At 66.4% G+C, this 24,523-nt stretch carries 22 protein-coding genes; 18 read left to right on the top strand and 4 right to left on the bottom strand.

The annotated features are described in order from the left end of the window. The first annotated feature begins 68 nt into the window (after window positions 1-68). From ABIA65_RS30620 to ABIA65_RS30540, 17 genes are all read left to right on the top strand, one after another. Window positions 69-947, top strand: a complete 879-nt coding sequence (locus ABIA65_RS30620; RefSeq protein WP_241404166.1) for an alpha/beta fold hydrolase — start codon at window positions 69-71, stop codon at window positions 945-947. Continuing rightward, a complete protein-coding gene (locus ABIA65_RS30615) occupies window positions 944-2,632 on the top strand; it encodes a bifunctional 3-(3-hydroxy-phenyl)propionate/3-hydroxycinnamic acid hydroxylase (protein WP_354525910.1) in 1,689 nt (562 codons plus the stop codon). Before ABIA65_RS30620 ends, ABIA65_RS30615 begins: the two co-directional genes overlap by 4 nt. Beyond that, on the top strand, window positions 2,565-3,506 hold the full coding sequence (locus tag ABIA65_RS30610) for a 3-carboxyethylcatechol 2,3-dioxygenase (protein WP_354525909.1): 942 nt from the start codon (window positions 2,565-2,567) through the stop codon (window positions 3,504-3,506). Before ABIA65_RS30615 ends, ABIA65_RS30610 begins: the two co-directional genes overlap by 68 nt. Then, window positions 3,503-5,308 carry an FAD-binding protein gene (locus ABIA65_RS30605; protein WP_354525908.1) on the top strand — a complete coding sequence of 602 codons (1,806 nt, stop codon included), beginning with the start codon at window positions 3,503-3,505 and terminating at the stop codon, window positions 5,306-5,308. The genes ABIA65_RS30610 and ABIA65_RS30605 overlap by 4 nt, the downstream gene beginning before the upstream one ends. After that, window positions 5,305-6,624, top strand: a complete 1,320-nt coding sequence (locus ABIA65_RS30600) for an LLM class flavin-dependent oxidoreductase (protein ID WP_241404170.1) — start codon at window positions 5,305-5,307, stop codon at window positions 6,622-6,624. The genes ABIA65_RS30605 and ABIA65_RS30600 overlap by 4 nt, the downstream gene beginning before the upstream one ends. Before the next feature lie 17 nt (window positions 6,625-6,641). Beyond that, complete coding sequence (locus tag ABIA65_RS30595) at window positions 6,642-7,496, top strand: coniferyl-alcohol dehydrogenase (RefSeq protein ID WP_241404171.1); 855 nt, start codon at window positions 6,642-6,644, stop codon at window positions 7,494-7,496. Continuing rightward, window positions 7,480-8,475 (top strand): cyclase family protein, encoded by a 996-nt coding sequence (locus tag ABIA65_RS30590; RefSeq protein ID WP_241404172.1) that lies wholly within the window; start codon window positions 7,480-7,482, stop codon window positions 8,473-8,475. The genes ABIA65_RS30595 and ABIA65_RS30590 overlap by 17 nt, the downstream gene beginning before the upstream one ends. A gap of 68 nt (window positions 8,476-8,543) precedes the next feature. Further along, complete coding sequence (locus ABIA65_RS30585; RefSeq protein ID WP_354525907.1) at window positions 8,544-9,365, top strand: alpha/beta fold hydrolase; 822 nt, start codon at window positions 8,544-8,546, stop codon at window positions 9,363-9,365. 15 nt (window positions 9,366-9,380) lie between these two features. Further along, window positions 9,381-10,199 carry an SDR family NAD(P)-dependent oxidoreductase gene (locus tag ABIA65_RS30580; protein ID WP_354525906.1) on the top strand — a complete coding sequence of 273 codons (819 nt, stop codon included), beginning with the start codon at window positions 9,381-9,383 and terminating at the stop codon, window positions 10,197-10,199. Window positions 10,200-10,330: 131 nt separating this feature from the next. Then, the gene (locus tag ABIA65_RS30575) at window positions 10,331-10,993 is read left to right on the top strand and encodes a TetR/AcrR family transcriptional regulator (protein ID WP_354525905.1); all 663 of its coding nucleotides are present in this window, start codon (window positions 10,331-10,333) and stop codon (window positions 10,991-10,993) included. After that, window positions 10,990-11,184 carry a ferredoxin gene (locus ABIA65_RS30570; protein ID WP_354525904.1) on the top strand — a complete coding sequence of 65 codons (195 nt, stop codon included), beginning with the start codon at window positions 10,990-10,992 and terminating at the stop codon, window positions 11,182-11,184. Before ABIA65_RS30575 ends, ABIA65_RS30570 begins: the two co-directional genes overlap by 4 nt. Window positions 11,185-11,188: 4 nt before the next feature. After that, window positions 11,189-12,424: a cytochrome P450 gene (locus ABIA65_RS30565; RefSeq protein WP_241404177.1), complete on the top strand. Its 1,236-nt coding sequence runs from the start codon at window positions 11,189-11,191 to the stop codon at window positions 12,422-12,424. A gap of 49 nt (window positions 12,425-12,473) precedes the next feature. Further along, window positions 12,474-13,703 carry an amidohydrolase family protein gene (locus tag ABIA65_RS30560; protein ID WP_354525903.1) on the top strand — a complete coding sequence of 410 codons (1,230 nt, stop codon included), beginning with the start codon at window positions 12,474-12,476 and terminating at the stop codon, window positions 13,701-13,703. Between the two features lie 12 nt (window positions 13,704-13,715). Then, on the top strand, window positions 13,716-14,975 hold the full coding sequence (locus ABIA65_RS30555) for a M24 family metallopeptidase (RefSeq protein WP_354525902.1): 1,260 nt from the start codon (window positions 13,716-13,718) through the stop codon (window positions 14,973-14,975). Continuing rightward, window positions 14,972-16,111, top strand: coding sequence for a M24 family metallopeptidase (locus ABIA65_RS30550; RefSeq protein ID WP_241404180.1), 1,140 nt, complete (start codon window positions 14,972-14,974; stop codon window positions 16,109-16,111). The genes ABIA65_RS30555 and ABIA65_RS30550 overlap by 4 nt, the downstream gene beginning before the upstream one ends. 11 nt (window positions 16,112-16,122) lie before the next feature. Next, a complete protein-coding gene (locus ABIA65_RS30545) occupies window positions 16,123-17,109 on the top strand; it encodes an enoyl-CoA hydratase/isomerase family protein (protein ID WP_241404181.1) in 987 nt (328 codons plus the stop codon). Window positions 17,110-17,122: 13 nt separating this feature from the next. Next, entirely contained in the window at window positions 17,123-19,558 is a 2,436-nt protein-coding gene (locus ABIA65_RS30540) for a CaiB/BaiF CoA transferase family protein (RefSeq protein WP_354525901.1), read from the top strand. Between the two features lie 42 nt (window positions 19,559-19,600). Here the strand turns inward: ABIA65_RS30540 and ABIA65_RS30535 are convergent, their stop codons facing one another. The 3 genes from ABIA65_RS30535 to ABIA65_RS30525 form a co-directional block, all read right to left on the bottom strand. Then, window positions 19,601-20,395: a 1-acyl-sn-glycerol-3-phosphate acyltransferase gene (locus ABIA65_RS30535; RefSeq protein ID WP_354525900.1), complete on the bottom strand. Its 795-nt coding sequence runs from the start codon at window positions 20,393-20,395 to the stop codon at window positions 19,601-19,603. Window positions 20,396-20,430: 35 nt separating this feature from the next. Next, complete coding sequence (locus ABIA65_RS30530) at window positions 20,431-21,264, bottom strand: mycofactocin-coupled SDR family oxidoreductase (RefSeq protein WP_241405558.1); 834 nt, start codon at window positions 21,262-21,264, stop codon at window positions 20,431-20,433. Window positions 21,265-21,639: 375 nt separating this feature from the next. Further along, the gene (locus tag ABIA65_RS30525; RefSeq protein ID WP_354525899.1) at window positions 21,640-22,356 is read right to left on the bottom strand and encodes a TetR/AcrR family transcriptional regulator; all 717 of its coding nucleotides are present in this window, start codon (window positions 22,354-22,356) and stop codon (window positions 21,640-21,642) included. Window positions 22,357-22,525: 169 nt separating this feature from the next. Here ABIA65_RS30525 and ABIA65_RS30520 point away from each other — a divergent pair, with 169 nt between their 5' ends. Continuing rightward, the gene (locus tag ABIA65_RS30520; protein WP_354525898.1) at window positions 22,526-23,701 is read left to right on the top strand and encodes an acyl-CoA dehydrogenase family protein; all 1,176 of its coding nucleotides are present in this window, start codon (window positions 22,526-22,528) and stop codon (window positions 23,699-23,701) included. Between the two features lie 18 nt (window positions 23,702-23,719). On the opposite strand, the gene ABIA65_RS30515 is transcribed toward ABIA65_RS30520, so the two are convergent. Beyond that, window positions 23,720-24,523, bottom strand: coding sequence for an acyl-CoA dehydrogenase family protein (locus ABIA65_RS30515; protein ID WP_241404186.1), 804 nt, complete (start codon window positions 24,521-24,523; stop codon window positions 23,720-23,722).

Here is a 24,523-nt window from a genome sequence, read left to right as displayed (position 1 = left end):
ATATTAGCACACATCGCTCGCGGTACAAGAGAATGCGATTTCCAACATGGATCTGGAAGGGCGCCGAAATGGCTGAGTCCCCAGTGTTCGAGAGCGTATGGAGCGACCTCCAGGGCGTCGCGTTCTCGCAGGGTTATCTCGACGCGGGTGGCGTCCGCACGCGGTATCTGCACGCCGGCGACGAGACCAAGCCGACCCTGGTGCTGTTGCACGGGTCCGGCGGTCACGCGGAGGCCTACGTCCGCAACCTGGCGTCCCACGCCGAGCACTTCTCGACGTGGTCGATCGACATGTTGGGGCACGGTTACACCGACAAGCCCGGCCATCCGCTGGAGATCGCGCATTACGTGGACCACCTGCTCGCGGTGTTCGACGCGATCGGTGCCAAGCGTGTGCACCTGTCGGGCGAGTCGCTGGGTGGCTGGGTGGCGGCCCGCGCCGCATCCGACCATCCCGACCGCATCTACCGCCTGGTGCTCAACACCGCAGGCGGGTCACAGGCCGACCCCGAGGTGATGAAGCGCATCATCACGCTGTCGATGGCCGCCGCGGAGAACCCGTCGTGGGACACCGTCCAGGCACGCATCAAGTGGCTTATGGCGGATAAGACCAAGGACTACGACGATATCGTCGCGAGCAGGCAGCGCGTGTACCGCCAGCCGGGTTTCATCTCGGCGATGAGCGACATCATGGCGCTGCAGGATCCCGTGATCCGGGCTCGAAATCTACTCGGTCCCAAGGAGTACGGCGCGATCACCGCACCGACGCTGGTGCTGTGGACCAGTGACGATCCCACCGCCGACGTCAGCGAGGGTCATCGCATTGCCACCATGATTCCGGGTGCTCGGTTCGAGGTGATGCCCGACTGCGGTCATTGGCCACAGTACGAGGACGCAAAGACGTTCAACCGTCTGCACATCGACTTCCTGCTGGGCACGCCGCAGTGAGCGGGACCGCGAACCGGGTGGACGTGCTCATCGTCGGGGCCGGGCCGGTGGGCCTGACGCTGGCGAACATCCTTGGCCAGCAGGGGGTTGTCACCCGTGTCGTCGACGAGCGGGACAGTCTCATCGACTACCCGCGTGGTGTCGGCCTGGACGACGAGGCGCTGCGGACGTTCCAGTCCATCGGCCTGGTCGAGCGCATTCTGCCCCACACAGTGCCGAACCAGATCCTGCGCTTCTTCGACGGCAACCGCAGGCTGCTCGCCGAGATGGCGCCTCCCGATGCACGTTTCGGGTGGCCCAAGCGCAATGGCTTCGTTCAGCCGATGGTCGACGCCGAACTGCTGCGCGGTCTTGAGCGCTTCGACTGCGTCGAGGTGTCGTGGGACGCGCGCATGGAGTCACTCACAGAGACCGCCGACGGCGTGACGGTCGAGTTGGCCGGCGCTCCCGCGGTGACTGCCCGCTACGTGGTCGGCTGCGACGGCGGACGAAGTGCGACCCGAAGCCTGATGGGTGTCTCGTTCGAGGGCACCACCTCGCCGACGCGCTGGTTGGTCATCGACCTGGCGACCGACCCGCTGGGACACCCCAACAGCGAGGTCGGCGCGGATCCGGCGCGACCCTACGCCTCGATATCGATCGCGCACGGAATCCGGCGCTTCGAGTTCATGATTCACGCGAACGAGACCGACGAGCAGGTGGAGGAGCCGCAGTTCATCGAGCGGATGCTGGCGCCGTTCGTGCCGCACCCGGACCGGGTCGACGTGATCCGCCACCGGGTCTACACCCACCACTCGCGCATCGCAGGTGCCTTCCGGCGTGGCCGGACGTTCCTGGCCGGCGACGCCGCGCACTTGATGCCGGTGTGGCAGGGGCAGGGCTACAACAGCGGCATCCGCGACGCGACGAACCTGGGCTGGAAGCTCGCCGCGGTGGTCACGGGGCAGGCCGACGACGCGCTGCTGGACACCTACGACGCGGAACGTCGCAAACACGCGCGCGCAATGATCGACCTGTCGACGCTGGTGGGCCGCGTCATCTCGCCGACGAACGCACGGGTTGCGTCATTGCGCGACGGCGTCATCCGGGCCGCGTCCGTGGTGCCGACGTTGAAGCGCTACATCCTGGAGATGCGGTTCAAGCCGATGCCGCGCTATGAGCAGGGCGCCATCGCACATGTTGGTCCGCGCTCGAAGACGTCGCCCACCGGCACGTTGTTCATCCAGCCGAGAGTCGACACCCGCGACGCACGGAATCTGTTGCTCGACGACGTGATCGGTTCCGGCTTCACGGTTCTCAGCTGGAACAACGACCTGCGCAAACTGCTCGGAGACCTCGCCTTCGCGCGCTGGAAGGCCCTGGGCGCGACGTTCGTCGCGGTGCGCCCGCTGACCCAGCTGCACTGGACCGGCCAGGACGACCCCGACGTCGTCATCGTCGGTGACTGCACCGGCGCCCTCAAGGCCTGGTTCGACGCACACGCCGAATCGGTGTTGTTCCTGCGCCCCGACCGGTGCATCGCAGGCGCCTGTATCGCTCAACTCGCTTCCGAGTTGAGCGCGTCATTGTTCGAGGTCCTCTGTCTGAGCAAGGGAGGCAATGAAACCCATGATTCCCATGAGCGCGATCGCGCTGTGCTGCATGTCGCACAGCCCGCTGCTGAATCTTCCGGGACCGTCACCTGAGCTCCTTGAGGACGTCGACTCCGCGTTGGCGGGTGCGCGGGACTTCGTGCGCGACTTCGATCCGGAACTCGTCGTGATCTTCTCGCCGGATCACTACAACGGCTTCTTCTACCGACTGATGCCACCGTTCTGTGTCGGCACCGCGGCCACCGGTGTGGGTGACTACGGCACGCACGCGGGTCCACTGAGTGTGCCCGCCGATATCGCGACCGCCTGCGCGGAGGCCCTGTGGGAGGCGGGCGTCGATGTGGCGATCTCGTCGAGCATGGAGGTCGACCACGGCACGGTCCAGCCGCTTGAGACGTTGTTCGGTGACGCGGCGTCTGTGCCCGTGCTCCCGATCTTCATCAACTCGGTGGCCACGCCGCTGGGCCCCGTCAAGCGGGCGCGGGCACTCGGTGCTGCCGTCGGGGACTTTCTGGGCACTCTCGGCAAGCGGGTTCTGGTGGTGGGATCCGGTGGCCTATCACATGATCCGCCCGTACCCACACTGGCCACCGCGCCACCGGCCGCGCTCGGACGCATTGTGCACGGTGAGCCGATGTCGCCCGAACAGCGGGCAGCCAGACAGAGCGCGGTGATATCCGCCGCACACGACTTCGCCCACGGAGAGAGCCCGTTGCAACCGCTGAACCCCGATTGGGACCACGCTCTTCTCGAACTCCTGGACACCAACCGGGTCGCGGACGTCGACGGGTGGTCCAACGCGCAGATCGCCGCCGAGGCCGGTAACTCCGCCCACGAGGTGCGCACCTGGATCGCGGCGTACGCGGCCATGGCAGCGCAGGGGGACTACGACACGGTTCTGCGCTACTACCGGGCCGCGCCCGAGCTGATCGCCGGCTTCGCCGTCCGCACGGCGGTGGCGCGATGACGGGTACCGAGGCGGTGTTCGACCACGAGGCCCCCTTCGATCACGAGGTCGACGTCCTGGTGGTGGGCTCCGGTGGCGGCGGCATGACGGCCGCACTGGCCGCCGACGAGGCGGGCCTGAGCACGCTCGTCGTCGAGAAGTCACCGCAGTTCGGCGGTTCCACCGCACTGTCCGGCGGCGGCATCTGGGTACCCGGCGCACCGTCGCAGCGGCGTGCGGGTTATCGCCCCGACCCGGACGCCACCTTCGACTACCTCAAGCGCATCACCGACGGACTGGTCAGCGATGCCCGCCTGCGGACGTACGTCGACGCCGCTCCGGAGATGATGGAGTTCCTCGAGAGGTCCAGCTCGTGGTTCGAATTCGTCTGGAAGCCGGGCTACGCCGACTACTACCCGGAGCTGCCCGGCGGCTCGGAGCGCGGCAGCACGATCAACGTCCCCGAGATCGACCTGCGCAAGCTGGGACCCGAGGAAGCCGACCTGCTGACCCCGTTGGCCCTGGCGCCCAGGGGAATCTGGTTCGCGCCCAAGGATCTGCGGCTCTTCTACCAGGTGCGGCAGAACTGGCGCGGCAAGGCCGTGCTGCTCAAGCTCATCTGGCGGATGGTCCGCGCGCACGTGTTCGGGGACCGGATGGCCGCCATCGGACAGTCACTGATGGCCCGCATGCGGCTCGCGCTGAAGGACCACGGCATTCCGCTGTGGCTGAGCGCGCCGATGACCGAGCTCATCACCGACGTCGACGGCAACGTGACGGGCGCCGTCGTGGAACGCGACGGAAAGTCGCTGCGGGTCCTGGCGCGGCGCGGCGTGATCGTGGCGGCAGGCGGCTTCGACCACGATATGGAGTGGCGCAGGGAGCACCTCCCGGAGCTGAAGAAGGACTGGAGCTTCGGCAATCCAGCGGCGATGGGGGAGGGCATCCGCGCCGCCGAGAAGGTGGGCGCCGCAACCGACCTGCTCGACGAGGCATGGTGGTTCCCTGCGATGTGCTGGCCCGACGGGCGGCTGCAGTTCATGCTCAACGAGCGCATGATGCCCTCGCAGTTCGTCGTCAACGGCGACGGTAAGCGGTTCATCAACGAGGCCGCGCCGTACATGGACTTCGCCCACGCCATGCTGGACGGTGAGCGCTCCGGTGTCACCCACATACCGTGTTGGCTGATCACCGACATCCGTTCGTTCCACCGCTACGTGGTCGGCGGGCATCTCCCGCTCCCGAAGATCCCCTTCGCTCCCGTCCCGACGGGATGGAAGGTCCCACAGGCCTGGCTGGACTCCGGGATCGTCAAGGAGGGCGCCAGCTTCGAGGAGCTGGCCGTCCAGATCGGTGTTCCCGCAGCGAGCCTGCGCCAGACTGCCGAACGGTTCAACGAGCTGGCCAGAAAGGGCCACGACGACGACTTCAATCGCGGCGACAGCGCCTATGACAACTACTACGGCGATCCGACGCTGCCCAACCCCAATCTGCACCCGCTCGGCAAGCCGCCGTATTACGCGTTTCAGATCATCCTGGGTGATCTGGGTACGTCCGGGGGCCTGCGCACCGACGAGTTCGCCCGCGTGCTGCGTGAGGACGACTCGGTGATCGACGGGTTGTATGCGACCGGAAACGCAACCGCGGCCGTGATGGGTCGCAGCTACGCCGGCGCCGGTGCCACCATCGGTCCCGCGATGACGTTCGGCTACGTGGCGGCCAGACATATCGCCGCGGCCGGGGCCGACCACACCTCAAGCCCCACAACGGATACCCATCCCACTACCGGCACCAGCCCGACACCTATCGGAGGTACTAAATGAAGATCTCACTTTTCTACGAGTTCCCGCTGCCTCGTCCGTGGTCGGAGGACGACGAGCACCAGCTGTTCCAGCACGGTCTGGACGAGGTCGAGGCCGCCGACAAGGCCGGTTTCTCGACGGTCTGGCTCACCGAGCACCACTTCCTCGAGGAGTACTGTCACTCGACTGCTCCGGAGATGTTCCTGGCCGCGGCGAGCCAGCGCACCAAGGACATTCGGCTGGGATTCGGCGTGATGCACCTGCCGCCCACGATCAATCACCCGGCCCGCATCGCTGAGCGCGTCGCCACCCTCGATCACCTGTCCAACGGACGCGTCGAGTTCGGCACCGGTGAGGGCTCGTCGGTCGCAGAACTCGAGGGCTTCAACATCGATCCCGCCGACAAGCGCGCACAGTGGGAGGAAGCCCTCGAGGTCGCGATCCGCTGCATGGTCGAGGAGCCCTTCAGCGGATTCAAGGGCGAACACGTCGAGATGCCTGCCCGAAACGTGATTCCCAAGCCGCTGCAGAAGCCGCACCCCCCGGTCTGGGTCGCCTGCACCCGCCCGTCCTCGGTGCAGATGGCAGCGCAGAAGGCCATCGGCGCACTGAGCTTCGCCTACACCGGTCCCGAAGCCCTCAAGGAACGTGTTGACGGCTACTACCGCGAGTTCGAGGAGAAGGGTGCCCCCATCACACCCGCCATCAACCCGAATGTGCTCGCCATCGGCGGTGACCTGTCGATGATGGTCGCCAAGAGTGACGACGAGGCGCTCAAGCGGCTTGGCATCGGCGGCGGCTTCTTCTCCTTCGGCATCATGCACTACTACCTGACCGGCATGCACACACCCGGCCGCACCAAGGTGTGGGAGCGCTACGAGGAGGCCGTGAAGGAGGATCCGACGCTGGCGTACGGCCCCGGCCGCGGCGCGATCGGATCGCCGGACACTGTTCGGGAGTTCCTTCGCGGCTACGAGGCCAGCGGTGTCGACGAGATCATCCTGCTGCTCAACCCGCGCAGCCACGAGGGCACGATGGAGTCCATCGAGATCATGGGCAAGGAGATCCTGCCCGAGTTCATCGAGCGCGATGCGAAGGCGGTTGTGGCCAAGGCCAAGCGGCTCGCGCCGGTGATCGATAAGGTCGAAGCGCGTCGGGAAGGTTCCGATGCGCCGCTGTTCGACGAGACCTATGCGTTCGGCGGGTTGCCCACCGGTCGCGGTGGAAAGTTCACCGCGGGCGAGATTCCCGAGGCCATGGCCGAGATCAACGAGGGCCGCGTGCATGCCGCGCAGTTGGCCAAGGAACAAGAGGCGGCTCGCGAGGCGGCCGGCTGAGCGGAACGGGGACGACGGTGTCTGAGTATCACGACCTGACGAGCTACGCGGCGCAGCGCGTCGTGGTGACGGGCTGCGCATCGGGCATCGGCGCGGCGCTGGTGAGCCAGTTGGCTGACCTGGGTGCATACGTTGTTGGCCTCGATGTGTGCCCGCCGTCGTTCGCGGTCAACGAGTTCCACTCGGTGGACCTGTCGGATCCGGATTCGATCGACGCCGCTATCGAGGCCGTCAACGGCCCGGTGGACCGCCTGTTCAACGTCGCCGGGGTGTCCTCGGGGATCAAGGACCCGCTACGGGTGGTGACGATCAACTTCCTCGGCACCCGACGCCTCACCGAGGGGTTGATACCGGCGATGCCACCGGGATCGGCGATCGCCAGCGTCTCCTCGCTCGCGGCCTCGGGGTACCGGGAGAACGCGAGTGTCACCGCAGGCCTGCTGGACACACCTGACATGTCTGCGGGCATCGAGTGGTGTGAGCGCCATCCGGAGGCGCTGGCCGACGGCGGCTACAGGCTGTCCAAGGAGGCGCTCATTCTCTACGGCATGGCCAACGTGGCCACGCTGGGCGCCAAGGGAATCCGGATCAATGCCACCGCGCCCGGCGTCACGGACACCCCGATCCTGGACCAGTTGCGCGGTGCCTACGGGGAGTTGTTCCTAAAGGCCTTCCGCACCCCGCTGGGACGCGTCGCGGAGCCCGCCGAGCAGGCCAGCGTGCTGGTGTTCCTCAACAGTGACGCGGCGAGTTACATCACCGGACAGGTCATCTGGGCGGACGGCGGCACGGTGGCGGAGAAGATGTTCGGCGACCTGGCAGACGCCAGAGAGGTCGAGAGACGAAGGACGCAGCATGGCCAGCATGGCTGACTTTCGGCGGGTTGCCGACGACGTCCGCAACTGGGGGCGCTGGGGTGATGACGACGAACTCGGCACGCTGAACCTGATCACCGCGGACAAGGTGGCGCAGGCTGCGGCGACCGTGCGCAAGGGCAAGGTCATCTCGCTCGGGGGTGACTTCGGCTCCTCGGGTCCCCAAGGCGCCTTCGGCTTCCGACAGAACCCCGTGCACGTCATGACTGTCGACGGCGGTGACGCGAACACGCTGTGCCAGTACGCGCCCGGCTGGCTGCGTAACTCCGTGGCCAAGGAGCTCAGCGGGTTCTTCGTGGACAATCCATTCCGGTTCAACGACGACATGATTGTCATGCCACTGCAGGCGGCGACGCAGTGGGACGCGCTGTCACACGTCTACTACGAGGACAAGCTGTACAACGGTTTTCCCGCGGACTCGGTGACGAGTTTCGGTGCGTTTCACCTCGGGATCGAGAAGGTCGACGTCAAGGGCATCACATCGCGCGGTGTGCTGCTCGACGTCGTCGCGCATCGCGGCGCAGACGTGTTCTGCGAGCCCGGAAACCCCATCACGCCCGCCGAACTCGACGATATCGCCAAGGCCCAGGGCATCAGCGTCCAACCCGGTGACGTCGTGGTGGTGCACACCGGATGGTGGACCAGATTCCTGTCCACCGGTGACGGTGCCGAAGCGGGATCCGGGCTGGACTGGACGTGCGCCTCTTGGCTGCACGACCACGACGTCGCGGCCGTCGCCGCGGACAATCTGATGGTCGAGGACCCTGATCCGGCCAACGGCGTCGACGGCACGTTCCTCCCGATGCACATGCTGTGCCTGCGCGATATGGGCCTGATGCTCGGTGAGTACTGGGACCTCGGTGGCCTGGCCGCCGACTGCGCCGCCGACGGCGTCTACGAGTTTCAACTGGTTGCGCCACCGCTGAAGGTGGTCGGCGCCGTCGGTTCCCCGGTCAGCCCGATCGCGATCAAGTAGGGCAGCCACCTCGACATGCATTACAAACTAAGCACTTCGGACAATTCGTGACCAGTACGTTGGCTCCCGTGGAGTTCGAACGGAAGTCCGTTGTCGTCGACGGCCTCGTCACCGGTTATCTGGAGGCAGGCAGCGGCGACACCGTCATCCTGCTGCACGGCGGCGAGTTCGGCGCCAGTGCGGACCTCGGATGGGAGCGCACCATCGGGGCGCTGGCCGCGAGGTACCGGGTGCTGGCACCGGACATGCTGGGCTACGGCGAGTCCGCGAAGGTGCTCGACTTCGTTGACGGGCGCGGTATGCGTATCCGGCATGTGGCGCGGCTCTGTGACGTTCTGGGCGTCGCGTCCGCGCATTTCGTCGGAAACTCGATGGGTGCGATCAACCTGCTGACCGACACGACGTCGGAGTCGCCGGTGCTGCCGGTGCGCAGCCTGGCGTTGATCTGCGGCGGCGGACAGATTCAGCGCAACGAGCACGCCGACGCCCTGTACGACTACGACGCGACGATTGAGGGCATGCGACGCATTGTCGTCGCGCTGTTCGCCGATCCCGCCTATCCGGCCGACGACGCCTACGTCCGGCGCCGCTATGACTCGAGCACCGCACCCGGTGCGTGGGAGGCCGTCGCGGCGGCGCGATTCCGCAGGCCCGGCGCGACTCCGCCACCGACACCGTCTACCGAACGCGCCTACGAGCGGATTGTGGTCCCGACTCTGATCCTCGAGGGAGGTGGCGACAAGCTGTTGCCCCCGGGGTGGGCTGCCGAGATCGCCGCGCATATCGCAGGCGCTCGCTCGGCCGTCGTCGACGGCGCGGGACACTGTCCCCAATTGGAACGGCCCGACGAGGTCAACGGCCTGTTGCTCGACTTCCTGAGCAAGGCGTGAAAGGGATTCTGCACCATGGTCAATGAGCTTTCAGGCAAGGTCGCCATCGTGACGGGCGGTGCGTCCGGAATCGGCCGCGGGATCGTCGAGCGGTTCCACGGTGAGGGCGCCAAGGTGGTGATCGCCGACATTCAAGACGATCTCGGCGAGACGCTCGCCGCCGAACTCGGTGGTATGGCGGTCTACCACCACACCGACGTCTCCGATCAGGCACATATCGCCGACCTCATCGCGGCGACGGTTCGCAAGTTCGGCGCACTGGACGTCATGGTCAATAACGCGGGACGGTCCAGCCCGTTGAAGCGGGGGCTCTTCAACGAGGACTTCGAGGAGTTCGACAGCGTCATGCGGATCAACGTGCTCGGCGTGATGGCGGGCACTCGAGACGCGGCGCGGTATATGGCCGAGAACGGCGGCGGCTCGATCATCAACATGTCATCGATCGGCGGCATCCTGGCGGGCGGGGGAGTGACGAGCTACCGCGCCTCCAAGGCGGCCGTCATTCAGTTCACCAAGTCTGCGGCGATCGAGTTGGCCCAGTGGGAGATCCGGGTGAACTGCATTGCCCCCGGAAACATTCCGACGCCACTGCTGCAGACCGCGGCCAGCGATGAGGATCGCGAGCGGCTCGAGAAGTTCGAGGCCCGGATCCGTCAGCAGATGCGCGACGACCGTCCGCTGAAACGTGAGGGCACACCCGACGACGTCGCCGAGGCAACGCTGTACTTCGCCACCGACCGGTCGCGGTACGTCACCGGCACGGTGTTGCCCGTGGACGGCGGCACCGTGGCGGGAAAGGTGATGCCACCTCGTAAGCCCAAGCAGGACGGCTGACGGCCAAACGCCGAGTACCGCCGCGCGGAGCTGCCCGGACGCGTGTCTGAAGCCCACACTCGGCAGCGGTTCACGGCGCTGATTTAAATCAGTCGCTTGACTTAATTGGAGGGACGGCGTTGACTGAGCACGTGACCGCAGCCCGGCCATTACGCACCGAACGTGCCAGCAGCACGCGTGACGCGATTCTCGCCGCCGCCGAACGGCTCTACGCCGAGCACGGCGTCTACGCCATATCCAACCGCCAGGTGAGTGAGGCTGCGGGGCAAGGGAACAACGCCGCCGTCGGCTATCACTTCGGCACCAAGACCGACCTGGTCCGGGCCATCGAGGAGCGTCACCGCGCGCCCATCGAGGCACACAGGGAGCGGATGGTCGAGCAGACCGACGAGACCACCGACATGCGCGGCTGGGTGTCATGCCTGGTCCGCCCGCTGACCGACCACCTCGCCGATCTCGGCAACCCGACCTGGTACGCACGGTTCGCCGCGCAGGCAATGACCGATCCGGCCTACCACGGCTTTGTCGTCAAGGACGCGCTGAGTTCACCGTCGCTGGTCCAGGTCGTCGACGGCATCAACCGATGCCTTCCCGACCTGCCGCTGGACGTCCGGTTCGAGCGCAACATCATGGCCCGAAACCTGTTGATGCACAGCTGTGCCGATCGCGAGCGCGCGCTGGCCAAGGGCGCCACCGTCGCACGGTCCAGCTGGCGGGAGGCCGGATCCGGGCTCATCGACGCCATCGTCGGTATGTGGCTCGCACCGGTCTCGCCGGAGGGCCATTCGTCGTGAGGGTCACGGTGGACCAGGACAAGTGTGTCTCGTCCGGGATGTGCGTGATGAACTCCCCGGACGTCTTCGACCAGCGTGACGACGACGGTGTCGTCGTACTCCTCATCGAGAGTCCCAGCCCCGACCGGGCCGACAGCGCCCGCGATGCAGCAGCGGCATGTCCGGCCCTAGCCATCCACATCGAGGAGTGAGTCCATGACAGAAACGCTCGCGACAGACGAGGTCTCCGCTGACATCCCCGAGTACCCGATGGAGCGTGAGGCGCGCTGCCCGTTCGCGCCACCCCGTCAGATGCTGGAGATGGGCGAGGTCAAACCGCTTTCGCGAGTGCGGATCTGGAACGGCAGCACACCGTGGCTCATCACCGGGTACGAGGTGGCACGGGAGCTGTTCGCCGACGCCCGCGTGAGCGTCGACGACCGGATCGAGGGATTCCCGCACTGGAACGAGCACATGCTCTCCACCGTCAACAAGCGGCCGCGCTCGGTGTTCACCGCCGACGCCGAGGAGCACACCCGGTTCCGGCGGATGCTGTCCAAGCCGTTCACGTTCAAGCGCGTCGAGGGCCTGCGTCCGGCGATCCAGAAGATCACCGACGAGTGCATCGACGAGATCCTGGCCGGGCCGCAGCCCGCCGACATCATCGCGAAGCTCGCGCTGCCGGTCCCCACCGTGGTGATCAGCGAGATGCTGGGCGTCCCCTACGAGGACCACGAGTTCTTCCAGGAGCACGCCAACGCCGGCCTGGCCCGCTACGCAGCCGCGGACGCCATGCAGAAGGGCGCGATGAGCCTGCACCAGTATCTGATCAACCTCGTCGAGGAGAAGCAGGCCAACCCGTCCGAGGACGCGGTGTCCGACCTTGCCGAACGCGTGACGGCAGGCGAGATCAGCGTGAAGGAGGCCGCCCAGTTGGGCACCGGCCTGCTGATCGCAGGCCACGAGACCACCGCCAACATGATCGGCATCGGTGTACTCGCACTGCTGGAGAACCCCGAACAGGCTGCCCTGCTTCGTGATTCCGATGATCCGAAGTTCATCGCGAATGCCGCCGAGGAACTGATGCGGTATCTGTCGATCATCCAGAACGGTCAGCGGCGTGTGGCCATCGAGGATATCGAGATCGCAGGGGAGACCATCCGCGCAGGCGAGGGCATCATCATCGATCTCGCGCCGGCGAACTGGGATGCCGCCGCCTACCCGCGGCCCGACCAGCTTGACTTCACGCGCAGTGCCGGGCAGCAACTCGGCTTCGGCTACGGACGTCACCAGTGCGTCGGTCAGCAGCTGGCGCGCGCCGAGCTGCAGATCGTGTTCCACACGCTTCTTCGCCGCATCCCCACGCTGCGTCTGGCGATCCCGTTCGACGAGATCCCCTTCAAGCACGATCGCCTCGCCTACGGCGTCTACGAACTTCCGGTGACCTGGTAGCCCGCCAGCCCAACACCAGCCCGCCCGCAGTCCGATTGGAGTACCAACGATGACTACCCCGACCTCATCACCGCCGACCCCAGCCCCAACCTCATCACGGCCGACCCCAGCCCCAACCTCACCGCCGGCGTCCCTCTATCCCCCCGAGGGCTGGGGTGCGCCCAAGTACCGCCACGGTCACTCAACCGGCGGAGTCGTCGGCCTGCCCGCCGACACCGAGATCTTCTCCGCCGACAACCACATCTCGGTGGCCGACGACATCTTCTTCGACCGGTTCCCCGAGGAGCTGAAGGGTGCGGCGCCGCGCATCTGGTACGAGGACGGCGCCTACATGGTGGGCATGAAGGGCAAGGCCTGGACCGGCGGTGACTTCGGCCGGGTGCTCATGCAGTACGACGATCTCGCCGGTGCCGCATCCAACAACATCGAGGCGCGCGTCCGGGAACTCAAAGAGGACGGCATCGACAGGGAGCTGGCCTTCCCCAACGCCGTGCTCGCCCTCTTCCACTACCCGGACAAGGCGTTGCGCGAGCGCGTGTTCCGGATCTACAACGAGCACATCGCAGAACTGCAGGAGCGCTCGGGAGGCCACTTCTACGGCGTCGGTCTGATCAACTGGTGGGACCCGAAGGGCACCCGCAGCACGCTTGAGGAGTTGAAGGGGTTGGGACTCAAGACGTTCCTGCTGCCACTGAACCCCGGCAAGGATGACGACGGCAACATCTACGACTACGGCAGCACCGATATGGACGCGGTCTGGGACGAGATCGAGGCGGCCGGGCTGCCGGTCAGCCACCACATCGGCGAGACACCGCCGAAGACGCCGTGCCAGAACAACAGTGTCGTGGTCGGCATGATGGTGAACGTCGACTCGTTCCGAGAGCAGTTCGCCAAGTACGTCTTCTCCGGCATCCTGGACCGGCACCCGTCGTTGAACGTCGGCTGGTTCGAGGGCGGTATCGCCTGGGTTCCCACGGCCTTACAGGACGCCGAGCACATGCTCGCCTCCTATCGGCACATGTTCAACCATCAGCTCTCCCACGACGTCCGCCACTACTGGGACAACCACATGAGCGCCTCGTTCATGGTGGATCCGCTGGGGCTGCGCCTGATCGATCAGATCGGTGTCGACAACGTGATGTGGTCCAGCGACTACCCGCACAACGAGAGCACCTTCGGGTACTCGGAGAAGTCCCTGGCCGCCGTGGTCGAGGCGGTCGGTCCGGACAATGCCGTGAAGATAGTCAGCGGCAACATCAAGCGATTCCTCGGGATCTGAGGGAGCGGCGATATGACGACATTTCTGCAGCCGAACGCTGCCCTGCTCGACATCCCCGATCTGCCCGACCGCGGCCGCATGTATCGCGAGATCGGCGAGCGCCTACGCACGGTGATGAGGGAGAAGGGCGTCGACGCGCTCGTCCTGCTGGGCAACGGCAACGTCGTGTACGCGACCGGTGCGAGCTGGCCGCTGCTCGACGCTGGCCTGTCCCACGTCGAGCGCCCGGTCGCGATCGTGCTGGCCGACGATCCGCACCCGCACCTCTACATGCCGTTCCGTGAGGGCTCCGCATGGGAGTCCGAGCTTCCCGCCGATCACGTCCACGGTCCGCTCTACCTCGAGTTCGACGAGGGCGTCGAACGTTTCGCCAAGGTGCTGGCCGAGCTGGTCCCGCCCGGAGCGAGCATCGCGGTCGACGAACTCACCGGTGCGATGCGGCACGCGTCGAGCAGACTCTTCCCCGCGGGGCCGCCATCGGACGCGGCCCTGGTGGTGGGTCCCGCGAAGCTGACGAAGACACCCGATCAGATCTCCTGCATCCGCAAGGCCTGCCGGATCACCGAGGAGGCTGTCATCGATGTACACAGGGCGCTGGCCCCCGGTGTCCGTCAGATCGACCTCTCGGCCCAGTTCGTCCGGCGCGCATTCGAACTCGGCGCCACCGCGAACATGCTCGAGGCCATCTGGCAGGTGATGCCCACCACCAGAGACAGCGGCAACGTGTGGACCACCACCGGCGATCTTGCCCTTCCTCTGCTGACCACCGAGAAGGAACTGGTCAAGGGGGACGTGCTGTGGACCGATGTCAGCATCACCTACGAGGGATACTGTTCGGACTTCGGCCGCACCTGGATCGTGGGTGAGGAGCCGACGGCCCGCCAGCAGGAGCAGTACCTCAAGTGGCGCGAGATCCTCGGCGCCGTACTGGCGGTGACCAAGGCGGGCGCGACATCGGGTGATCTGGCGCGAGCGGCGATCGCGGCCAACGGCGGTCGCAAACCGTGGCTGCCGCACTTCTACCTCGGACACAGCATCGGCACCAATGCTGCCGAAATGCCAATGATCGGAACCGATCTAGGGCAGGAGTTCGACGACAACTTCGTCTTCCCGGCCGGCATGGTGCTCGTACTGGAGCCGGTGGTCTGGGAGGACGGTACCGGTGGATATCGAAGTGAGGAGATTGTGGTCATCACCGAGGACGGCTTCACACCGATCACCGACTACCCCTACACGCCGTACGGCGATGAGCTGATCGGTCTTTCACGATGAGCGACGAGGTTCTTGCCGACGGTCTGGAACTGCGGACCGGTCGGCGCGCACGCGCACTGGCTCAGATGGAGGCCTTCGACCTGGACATCCTGGTGCTGGGCCGCCAGGCCAACGTCCGGTACGTCACCGGGGCGCCCCAGCTGTGGGTGGCGGGCACGCGCCCCTTCGCGCCCATCTGCGTCATGCTGCGCGGCACCGGCGAGATCCACCTGAACAGCAGCTGGGACGAGGGCATGCCCGAGGAGATCGACCACGATCACCTCTACGGGCTGGCCTGGAACCCGATGACGCTGATGGACGTGCTGAAAAAAATCGACGGGGCCGCCACGGCGCGCCGCGTCGGAACCGACGCGCTGTCACCCACATTCGCCCAACTTCTGCCGATCGCGTTCCCGAAGGCCGAGTTCGTCGACGGCGAACTCGCCATGCGTACCGCGCGGCGGATAAAGACGCCCGAGGAGATCGAGTCGCTTCGCAATGCGGCCCGGGTGGCGCAAGCCGGTCTTGCCGCTGGTGTTTCGGCTGTGGCGCCCGGTGTCACCGAGCAGGCCCTGACCGGCGCGATGCTGGAGGCGATGGCTGCCGGCGGGGTGAGCACGTCGGCCACCCAGGACGGTGCGTGGATCACGTCGCGCGAACACCCATGGCGCCACGGTCCACGGGATCGCCGAGTGGGCGCAGGCGACCTGGTGGCGTTCGCGTCTGGCGCACTCGCGGACGGTTACGTCGGTGAGGTGGGCCGCACGGCGCCGGTCGGCGACGTCCCCGGTGCCGATGAGTTGTATCAGCGTTCGGCAGCGTTGTGGGACAGGCTGGTTGCGTCGTGCCGTGCCGGTGCTCCGGCCAGCGACCTGCTCGCGGCCTACGAGGCCGCAGGTGAGTCGCTGCCCCCGATGCCGGTGGCGCACGGCCTGGGTCTCGGGTTCGACCCGCCCGTGGTGTCACCGGACCTACCCGCGACATCTGCAGCCGAACGCCTCGATCCCGGCACGGTGCTCGCCGTGACCGGATACGTGTGGGAAGCGGGAGTCGGCGCCGTCTACCAGCGCGACGCGGTCCTGATCACCCAGAATGGTCCCGAGGTTCTGACCACGGATGCCTCGTCCCATCGAGCTGCCTCTGTCGGCACGAGCTAGAAGGCGCGGAGATGCCGGGAAAGAAGCAGATGCCTGACAAGAACAAGACCAAGAAGCGACCGTCGGCCGAGGAGATCATCCTCTACGCCAAGGACCCCAAGACCAAGATCGCGACGATCACGTTCAATCGTCCCGAGTTCCTCAACGCGCCGACATCGGATGCGCGGCTGCGCTACGCGGACCTGATTCGTGCGTGCAGCGTCGACAACGACGTCAAGGTCGTGGTGATTCGCGGGGTCGGAGACAACCTCGGTAGCGGAGCGGATCTGCCGGAGTTCATGGAGGGCAATGACGATCCAGAACTTCGACTGCGGGAACTCAAGGTCGAGGGGATGGGCGTCGAGTATCCGCCCAAGGGGTCATTCCGCAACGGGGCGACCATCAGCGGTTGGTACGCCAACGTGCAGGCGGGCAACCGGCCGCTGCAGGAGCTGAAGAAGATCAGCATCGTCGAGGCCAAGGGATACTGCTATGGCTGGCACTTCTACCAGTGCGCCGACGCCGATCTGGTGATCTCGTCGGACGACGCGCTCTTCGGGCACCCGTCGTTCCGCTATTACGGCTGGGGTCCGCGGATGTGGACCTGGGTGCAGATGATGGGACTGCGCAAGTTCCAGGAGATGGTGTTCACCGGGCGGCCGTTCACCGCCGAGGACATGGAGAAGTGCAACTTCCTCAATAAGGTCGTGACGCGCGACGCACTGGAGGCTGAGACGCAGAAGTACGCCGAGGCGTGCGCGCGTAACCGGCCCGTCGACACCGTCTACATGCAGAAGCTCTTCTTCGAGGTCTACAAGCAGCATCAGGGTGAGTACATGGGCAGCCTGCTGTCGGCGTTCTTCGAGTCGATGGGCAGCGGGGTGACCAACGACAGCGACGGAGATCTCGACATGCACGAGGCCATCGGCACTGGTCTGGCCGCTGCGGTGAACGACAACGACGACAAGTTCCCTCCCGACTTCCGGCTGTCCAAGAAGAACCGCAAGAAGCCGAAATAGCCACGGCCCCCTCATGACATCGCCACTGGGTGGGTACACCGTCATCGACCTGTCGACCGGCATTGCGGGCGCGTACTGCACCAAGCTGCTCGCCGACGGCGGTGCCGACGTGATCAAGGTTGAACCACCCGAGGGCGATCCGTTGCGCGGGTGGTCGGCCTCGGGTGCGACCATCGAGCCGGGTTGTGACGGCGCGCTGTTCAGCTTCCTGTCCTGTTCGAAGCAGAGTGTGGTGATCGACCCCGACGAGGGGATGGACACCGCGCTGGTCGAGTCACTGCTGGCGTCGGCCGACGCGGTGGTGTGGTCGCGTGGATCGCGGGTTGCGGAGCTGGACTCGTTGTCCCCGCGCCGGATTCACGAACGACACCCCCGCCTGGTGATCACGTCGATCACGGCGTTCGGACTCGACGGCCCGTGGCATGACCGGCCCGCCACCGAGTTCACCCTGCAGGCCTGGTCCGGTGGAACGATCGGCATAGGCCGGGGCTCCCAGGACAGGGCACCCGTGCACGTGGGTGGGCAGGTGGGGGACTGGCTGGCCGGGGCCTACGCTTCCGCGATGACACTGGCGTTTCGCGCCAGGGCACTCGATGACGGCAAGGGCGAGCTTATCGACCTGTCGATGCTCGAGGTCCAGATCCTCGGCCTCACCTACTATCCGGTGACCTACTACGAGATGCTCGGGCGGCCCTGGCGCACCGAACGCAAACCCACCGTGCCCGGTGTGGCTCAGGCCGCCGACGGTCTCGTCGCACTGGGGTGCGGCACCGCCCAGCAGTGGCACGACCTGTGTGCCATGTCGGGTCACGACGACTGGATCGATGAGGAGACGACGCTCACCATCACCGAGCAGGCCAACCTGCACGCCGAGGAACTCTACGACTGGTTGCGTGGTCAGCGCGTCGACGATGTGCGAGATCTCGCCTCGGCGTTCCGGATTCCCAACAGCCCGGTGGGCAATGGTGAGAACGTCACGGCGATGGACCATTACCGCGAGCGCAACGCGTTCACCGAGAATCCTCGCGACGGCTTCGTCCAACCCAGCCACCCCTACCGGCTCAGCGGTGTCGAGCTGCGGAGCCCGGAGCCAGCTCCGCGCCTTGGCGAGCACACCGCGGCACACCGCGCGCGCCCGGCGCCAGCGCGGACCGTACCGCCGACCCGTACCGACCGGGACCGGTTGCCGTTCAGTGGTCTTCGCGTTCTCGATATGACGACGTTCTGGGCAGGACCGTCGTGCACGCACGCTATGGCGTTGCTCGGCGCCGAGGTCATCCACCTGGAGTCGGCGTCGCGGCCGGACGGCACCCGGCTGATCGCCGGCATCCCCGCGAGCGTGGACAAGTGGTGGGAGCGCTCGCCGATCTTCTCCGCGCTCAACACCAACAAGTTGGGACTCACACTCGACTTCCAGACCGAGCGAGGCCGGGATCTGCTGCGTCGCCTGATACCGACCTGCGACGTCATCGTCGAGAACTTCACTCCCCGGGTGATCGACCAACTCGGGCTGGACTTCGCCTCGGTACGCGAGCTGCGTGACGACATCATCATGGTCCGCATGCCGGGGTTCGGCCTTGACGGTCCCTGGCGGGACAACCCGGCGTTCGCCTACATCATTGAGGACGCGTCCGGGCTGAGTTGGCTGACGGGCTATCCCGATCGCAATCCCTGCGAGCCCTACTCGATCGGTGATCCGAACGCGGGTGTCCACGCGCTCAATGCCGTACAGCTCGCGCTCGAGCACCGCCGTCGCACGGGCGAGGGCGTCCTGGTCGAGGCCGCCATGGTGGACGCCGCGCTGAACGTGGCCGCAGAACAGGTCATCGAACACTCCGCCTACGGGGTCCTGCTGCAACGCGCGGGCAACCGCGGACCCGCGGCCGCGCCGCAGAACCTCTACCAGGTCGCGGGCACCGACGAGTTCGGCCGCGACGACTGCTGGGTCGCGGTGGCGGTGAACACCGATGCGCAGTGGGTGGCGCTGCGCGACGCGATCGGTCGTCCCGACTGGGCGATGGATCCCGAACTGGACGGCGTGGCTGGGCGCAGGTCGCGCGACGACGATATCGACGAGTGGCTCGGCGCGTGGTGTCGGGTGCGCAGCGCGGACGACGTGGTCGAAGTGCTGTGGAGCGCAGGGGTGCCGGTGGCCAAGGTGATGCAGCCGCACCGCCAGACCGAGCTGGATCAGTTGGCGCATCGGGGCTTCTTCGAGAGCCTGGACCATCCGATCAACCCGTCGGCCCCACACAGCACGCTGCCCGTGCGCCTGTCGAACGGGCCCGCGAGGTTTCACCGGATTCCCGCACCATTACTGGGCCAGCACAACACCGAGTTGCTGCGTGAACTCGGCGTGACCGACGAGGAGATCGACGCGCTGCTCGAGGACGGGGTCATAGGCACCGCACCCGGCCATCGGCGGTCTGGGCGCGTTGAGCCGCGCTGAACGCGGCTCAGCGCGCCGAAAACGCAGTCAGTAGGCCGCTCCTCAGCCGATGATCGGAAACCGGCGCTTGCGGGCCAGTTCGTTGAGGGCGCCCTGCATTACCGACCGGACATACACGTCGACGTCGTCGACGTCGGGATCGGACCCGAAGCGTGCGATGACGTCGATGGGTTCCAGGACCTGCGTGACGATCTTGGTCGGCAGGGGCACGTTGGGTGGCCCCAGAACGCTGAATCCGAACGGGAAGCCGAACGTGATCGGCAGGATCTCCACCCGTGCCCTCGTCAGGCGGAGAAGTTTGGCCATCCCGTACCCGCGGGTGAGGAACAGCTGACTCTCCTGACCGCCGATGGACACCGACGGCACGATCGGAACTCGCGCCGCGATGGCGGTGCTCACGTAACCCGTGCGTCCGTTGAAATCGATCACCGTGTCCGACATCGTCGGTCGGTAGGAGTCGTAGTCGCCGCCGGGAAAGACCAACACGACGGCACCGGAATCGAGTGCCGCCGCTGCGTTCTCGCGGCTGGCCTCGATGACGCCGACCTTGGGCATGAGATCGCCGAGCGGCCCCATCACGACGCCGTAGTGGGCCAGCGTGATCAGCGGCCGATCCTCGTATCCGAAGCGGTCGTAGTACGCGGATCCGAACAACATCACATCGGGCGTGAGCATCCCACCGGAGTGGTTCGACACGACCAACGCGCCGCCCGTGGAGGGAAACGCGTCGAGGCCATGTGTCTCGGCGCGATACCACCGGCGCAGCAGCGGTCCGATCCTCTCGGCCACGAACCTGGTGATCGAGGGGCTGTACCCGACAAACGCGGGCTCGCTCATTCCATGAGTGTGGCAGTGCTGCGCGCTGTCCGCGGCTACTTCAGGCAGCTGCCACCGTCGACGGGCAGCGTGACACCGGTGATGAAGCGTGCCTCGTCGGAGGCCAGGAACAGCACCGCGTTGGCGATGTCCTCGGGCTCCACCCAGCCGATGGGCAGCGTGTGCATCAGCTGACCGATGACCTTCATGTCCTCGGGGCCCGGGTTCTCCAGGTCGGGTCGGAACAGTTTCATCGTGGGCTCGTTCATGAACAGCGGGGTGTTGACGTTGGTGGGGTGCACCGAGTTAACCCGAATGTTCTGCGCGCCAAGCTCTACGGCAAACGTGCGCATGAGCCCGACGACGCCGTGCTTGGCGGCGACGTAGTGCCCGGTGTGGGGGTAGGCCTTGAGTCCGCCGACCGAGCTGGTCAGGATGATTGACCCGCCGCGGCCACCCTCGAGGATGTGGGGGACGCCCGCCTTGACGGTCTTCCACACGCCGGACAGGTTGACGGCGATCATGTCGTCCCAGTCGCCCTCGCTGGTCTTGTCCAGCGTCTGACCACCGTTGCCGATGCCGGCGTTGGCGACGATGATGTCGAGCCTGCCGAGTTCCTCGACACCGGCGTCGACGGCGGCCTTCATCGCGTCGTAGTCGCGTGTGTCGACCTCCGCGGTGTAGATGCGCCGGTTCAGACCCTTGACCAGATCGGCGGTCTCGGCGAGATCCTCGGGATTGGCCAGCGGGATCAGCACGCTGTCGATCTGCTTGCAGATGTCGATGGCGATGATGTCGGCGCCCTCTTGCGCCATGCGAACCGCGTGTGCGCGACCCTGCCCGCGCGCCGCGCCCGTGATGAACGCGACCTTGCCCTCTAGCCGGCCCATTTTCTGCTCCTCGCGTCCGCTGCCTGCCATGTGAATCCTCGACTCCCTGTTCGACGCCAGACACCTCACGCTGTGCACTTGCTCAGCACTCTGTCATCGTCGATCCCATTGTGTCAACGGCTCTCTCGGCTCGGGCCGTTTGTACTGTCCGCTTAAACCGCAACCCGGCCGCGGCGAATCACGTTGTGAGATATCGGCGTACCCGTCGATGTGCCGTGGAGCGGACGACGCCGCGTGCGATCTGGCGCACCGAGGCTCAAGGGCGGGGGAGGCTCCGGCGTCGACCCCGACCGGGTGCACGCCAAATCGAACCAGAGATCGGTTTCGCGCGCAGGCGCGAGCGAAGTTCTTCCTGGTCGAGAATGTAATTCTCTGCTAGCTGGAGGCGAATCCGTGGGAGCAGAAGTCCCATACTTCGTCGGCAGAGATGGGTTTGACGGCGATGTCCTCGGACCCGCTGGACTGGGCGACGAACATCACCGTCTGCATGGTCATGGCCGCCATGCGCCGCGGGCTGACGTCGGGGCGCAGGGCTCCTGCCTCCGCGGCCTCCTCCATCAGCTCGGTGAGCAGCGCCAACAGTGGTGCGTGCGCGATCTTGACCTCGGAGGGATGCGACACCAGCAGGCGTGGCGCGAAGTCGGTGAAGAGCGGGCGCTTGGCAGTGGGATCGGGGCGCGAGGACTCGAACAGCAGCTGGACAGCGACTTTGAGCCGCTCGATCGGGTCGGTCTGGCCGGCGACGGCCGCGCGGATCTGGTCCGCAGATCGGCCGAGCGCGTCCTCGAAGAGGGCGAGCAGAAGCTCATGCTTACCGTCAAACTGCAGGTAGAAGCTGCGCAGCGACTGGCGGGAGCGATCAACGACCTCTTGCACGGTGAAGTCGGTGCTGCCCTTCTCGATGATGATCGCCTGGGCGGCATCGAGGAACCGCTGCACCCGCTGAGCGGCGCGCACCTTCGCGGTCTTGATCGAGCGTTCGACGGCCCTTTGCTTCCAGGCCGGCTCTTCGCTGGGGCTGCTCACCAGCGGCTCGGACGCGGGCTGGGTGGGAAGAGCATGGATGAACTGTACCGGAGGACGCCTGGGCATTGTGGTCCTGGACCCCCTCGCGACCGCCGTGTCTGAGATTGTAACTTCCTCATGACGAGAATAGTATTCTCATTTCTGCCATTACAGAAGGCTTATGTGGAAGCCGCGACCCGATTCACATCGTCCCGTGCGTGTGATGCCGCAGGTCGCACATCATGCGGGGAGCGCCGTGCAGCTGACGTTCGATTCCGATGTCGAGGCCTTCCGGGCTGAGTTCGTCGCATTCCTCGATGAGCACCTCCCGACGGACGCCGAGGCGTTCGAACGTTCTCGCTCGTCGTCGCACCTTCCGGACTGGGCCCGTCGGTGGCAGCGTCTGCTTTTCGACAATGGCTGGCTGGTGCCGGGTAATCCGCCCGAGTTCGGCGGCCGCAATGCAACCATCCTGCAGCAGTACGTGCACCAGACGGAGTTGTCCCGCCGGCGCATGGTGCCGAGCTTCAACGCGCAGGGCGTGGGCATCATCGCCGCCTCGCTCATCACGTTCGGGACCACCGAACAACAGCAGGGGTGGGCGGTGCCGATCCTGCGGGGTGAGATCACGGCGGCCCTTGGCATGAGCGAACCCGCGGCGGGCTCGGACCTGGCGTCGCTGAAGACCCGTGCCGTGCGCGACGGCGACGACTTCGTCGTCAACGGGCAGAAGGTGTGGACGTCGGGGGCCCACGATGCCGACGTGTTGCTGACCTTCGTTCGGATCAATTCCGATGTCCCCAAGCATCAGGGGATCAGCGTGTTGCTGATCCGCACCGACTCGCCGGGTGTCACGTGCCGCCCGTTCGGGTCGGCGGCCGACCGCGACGATCTGGACTTCAACGAGGTGTTCTTCGACGACGTGCGAGTGCCTGCGCAGAACCTGGTCGGTGAGCTCGACAAGGGCTGGGGCGTCGCCAGCGGCTCGCTGGGGCATGAACGGAACATGTTGTGGCTCAGTTACGCCGACCGGCTGGCCGACCTGATCGCTGACTGGCGGCCGCGCACCGAGCTGGAGAGGGACCGCTTCGCGACGCTGGTGATGGACAACCAGGCGCTGCGGCTGTTGGGCTCGGCGGCCATCGCGCGTGCCGCGCGCGGCGAGGAGGATGTGCCCGCACTGTCGGTGCTGAAGCTTCTCGGGGGCGAGACCGGTCAGGCCGCCGGTGGGCACGCGCTGAACGCCAGCGGCGCTGACGGGCTCATCCATCCCGGGGTGTCGACGCGCTACCGGCCGATGAACCACGACGGCTACGCCGGTAGCTGGGCGGATCGCTACATCCGATCGTTCGCGGGGACCATCGCCGGAGGCACATCGGAGATCCAGCGCAACATCATCGCCCAGCGGGTACTGGGACTGCCACGCGGCTGACTCGCGGCGAACGAGGTACTACAGCTGAGCCAGCCGTGGCGCCGAACCGCGGGCGCGCAGCCCCGCTCCGGCCCTCCGGGTCAGTTCCTTTGAGCTGCCCAGCAATCCGTCGAGAACCAGGACGCGATTCACGTGGTGGTGCAGATCGTGCTCCTCGGTGAAGCCGATGCCGCCGAGCACCTGCTGGCAGTGTTTGGCCGCGGTCAGCGCGGCCTTGCCCGCAGCGGCCTTGGCCAGCAGCGCCGTCAGATCCGGGTTGTCGTCGCCCGGCAGGTCCAGTGTCGCCTCGGCGCCCTCGATGGCGACCAGTGTCTCGGCCAGTCGGTGCCGGACCGCCTGGAAACCTGCGATCGGTCGGCCGAACTGGACCCGATCAAGCGCATGCTGGCGGGCCAGCGTCAGCATCGCCCTGGCCGAACCGACCAGCCACCAGCCCAGCGCGCGGCGGGCGTCAGGTAGCCGTAGGTGCCCGCCCTCGTCAACCCGGTGCAGAGGCAGCCCGCCCAGCGTCGAACTCTGGCCCGGACGGGACTCGTCCCACACCACCCAAGTGCCGCCGGCATACGGCAGCGCTGGGGTGGTGCCGGCATCACGGCCAGCGGTCAGAAGCACCACATCGTTGAGAACCGAGGCGTGCGAACCCGTTTCGCCCAGGAGTCGGAACACCAGCGGTATCGCCTGCTCCGACATGTCGGACAGCATGTCGGCCCAGCCCAGTTGGGCCAGCGCCGCGTCGAGCTCCGCGCCGGAGGCCGCCAGCATGGTCTTGCGCAGTCCGTCCTCGAGTAAGTCGAGGGACGCCGCGTCTGGTTGGTTAGCCAT

Source organism: Mycolicibacterium sp. 624, assembly GCF_040548615.1.
In the GTDB taxonomy this organism is placed as follows: Bacteria; Actinomycetota; Actinomycetes; order Mycobacteriales; family Mycobacteriaceae; genus Mycobacterium.
Note: the sequence above shows the minus strand (reverse complement) of the source record. Positions and strands in the feature narration are given on the sequence as shown.

Coding starts and splice junctions, on each gene's coding strand:
- ABIA65_RS30590 (WP_241404172.1), top strand. CDS start 7,480: ATGGCCAGCATGGCTGACTTTCGGCGGGTTGCCGACGACGTCCGCAAC.
- ABIA65_RS30580 (WP_354525906.1), top strand. CDS start 9,381: ATGGTCAATGAGCTTTCAGGCAAGGTCGCCATCGTGACGGGCGGTGCG.
- ABIA65_RS30545 (WP_241404181.1), top strand. CDS start 16,123: ATGCCGGGAAAGAAGCAGATGCCTGACAAGAACAAGACCAAGAAGCGA.
- ABIA65_RS30525 (WP_354525899.1), bottom strand. CDS start 22,356: ATGCCCAGGCGTCCTCCGGTACAGTTCATCCATGCTCTTCCCACCCAG.
- ABIA65_RS30605 (WP_354525908.1), top strand. CDS start 3,503: ATGACGGGTACCGAGGCGGTGTTCGACCACGAGGCCCCCTTCGATCAC.
- ABIA65_RS30530 (WP_241405558.1), bottom strand. CDS start 21,264: ATGGGCCGGCTAGAGGGCAAGGTCGCGTTCATCACGGGCGCGGCGCGC.
- ABIA65_RS30535 (WP_354525900.1), bottom strand. CDS start 20,395: ATGAGCGAGCCCGCGTTTGTCGGGTACAGCCCCTCGATCACCAGGTTC.
- ABIA65_RS30515 (WP_241404186.1), bottom strand. CDS start 24,523: ATGGCTAACCAACCAGACGCGGCGTCCCTCGACTTACTCGAGGACGGA.
- ABIA65_RS30555 (WP_354525902.1), top strand. CDS start 13,716: ATGACGACATTTCTGCAGCCGAACGCTGCCCTGCTCGACATCCCCGAT.
- ABIA65_RS30550 (WP_241404180.1), top strand. CDS start 14,972: ATGAGCGACGAGGTTCTTGCCGACGGTCTGGAACTGCGGACCGGTCGG.
- ABIA65_RS30560 (WP_354525903.1), top strand. CDS start 12,474: ATGACTACCCCGACCTCATCACCGCCGACCCCAGCCCCAACCTCATCA.
- ABIA65_RS30565 (WP_241404177.1), top strand. CDS start 11,189: ATGACAGAAACGCTCGCGACAGACGAGGTCTCCGCTGACATCCCCGAG.
- ABIA65_RS30610 (WP_354525909.1), top strand. CDS start 2,565: ATGAGCGCGATCGCGCTGTGCTGCATGTCGCACAGCCCGCTGCTGAAT.
- ABIA65_RS30620 (WP_241404166.1), top strand. CDS start 69: ATGGCTGAGTCCCCAGTGTTCGAGAGCGTATGGAGCGACCTCCAGGGC.
- ABIA65_RS30600 (WP_241404170.1), top strand. CDS start 5,305: ATGAAGATCTCACTTTTCTACGAGTTCCCGCTGCCTCGTCCGTGGTCG.
- ABIA65_RS30540 (WP_354525901.1), top strand. CDS start 17,123: ATGACATCGCCACTGGGTGGGTACACCGTCATCGACCTGTCGACCGGC.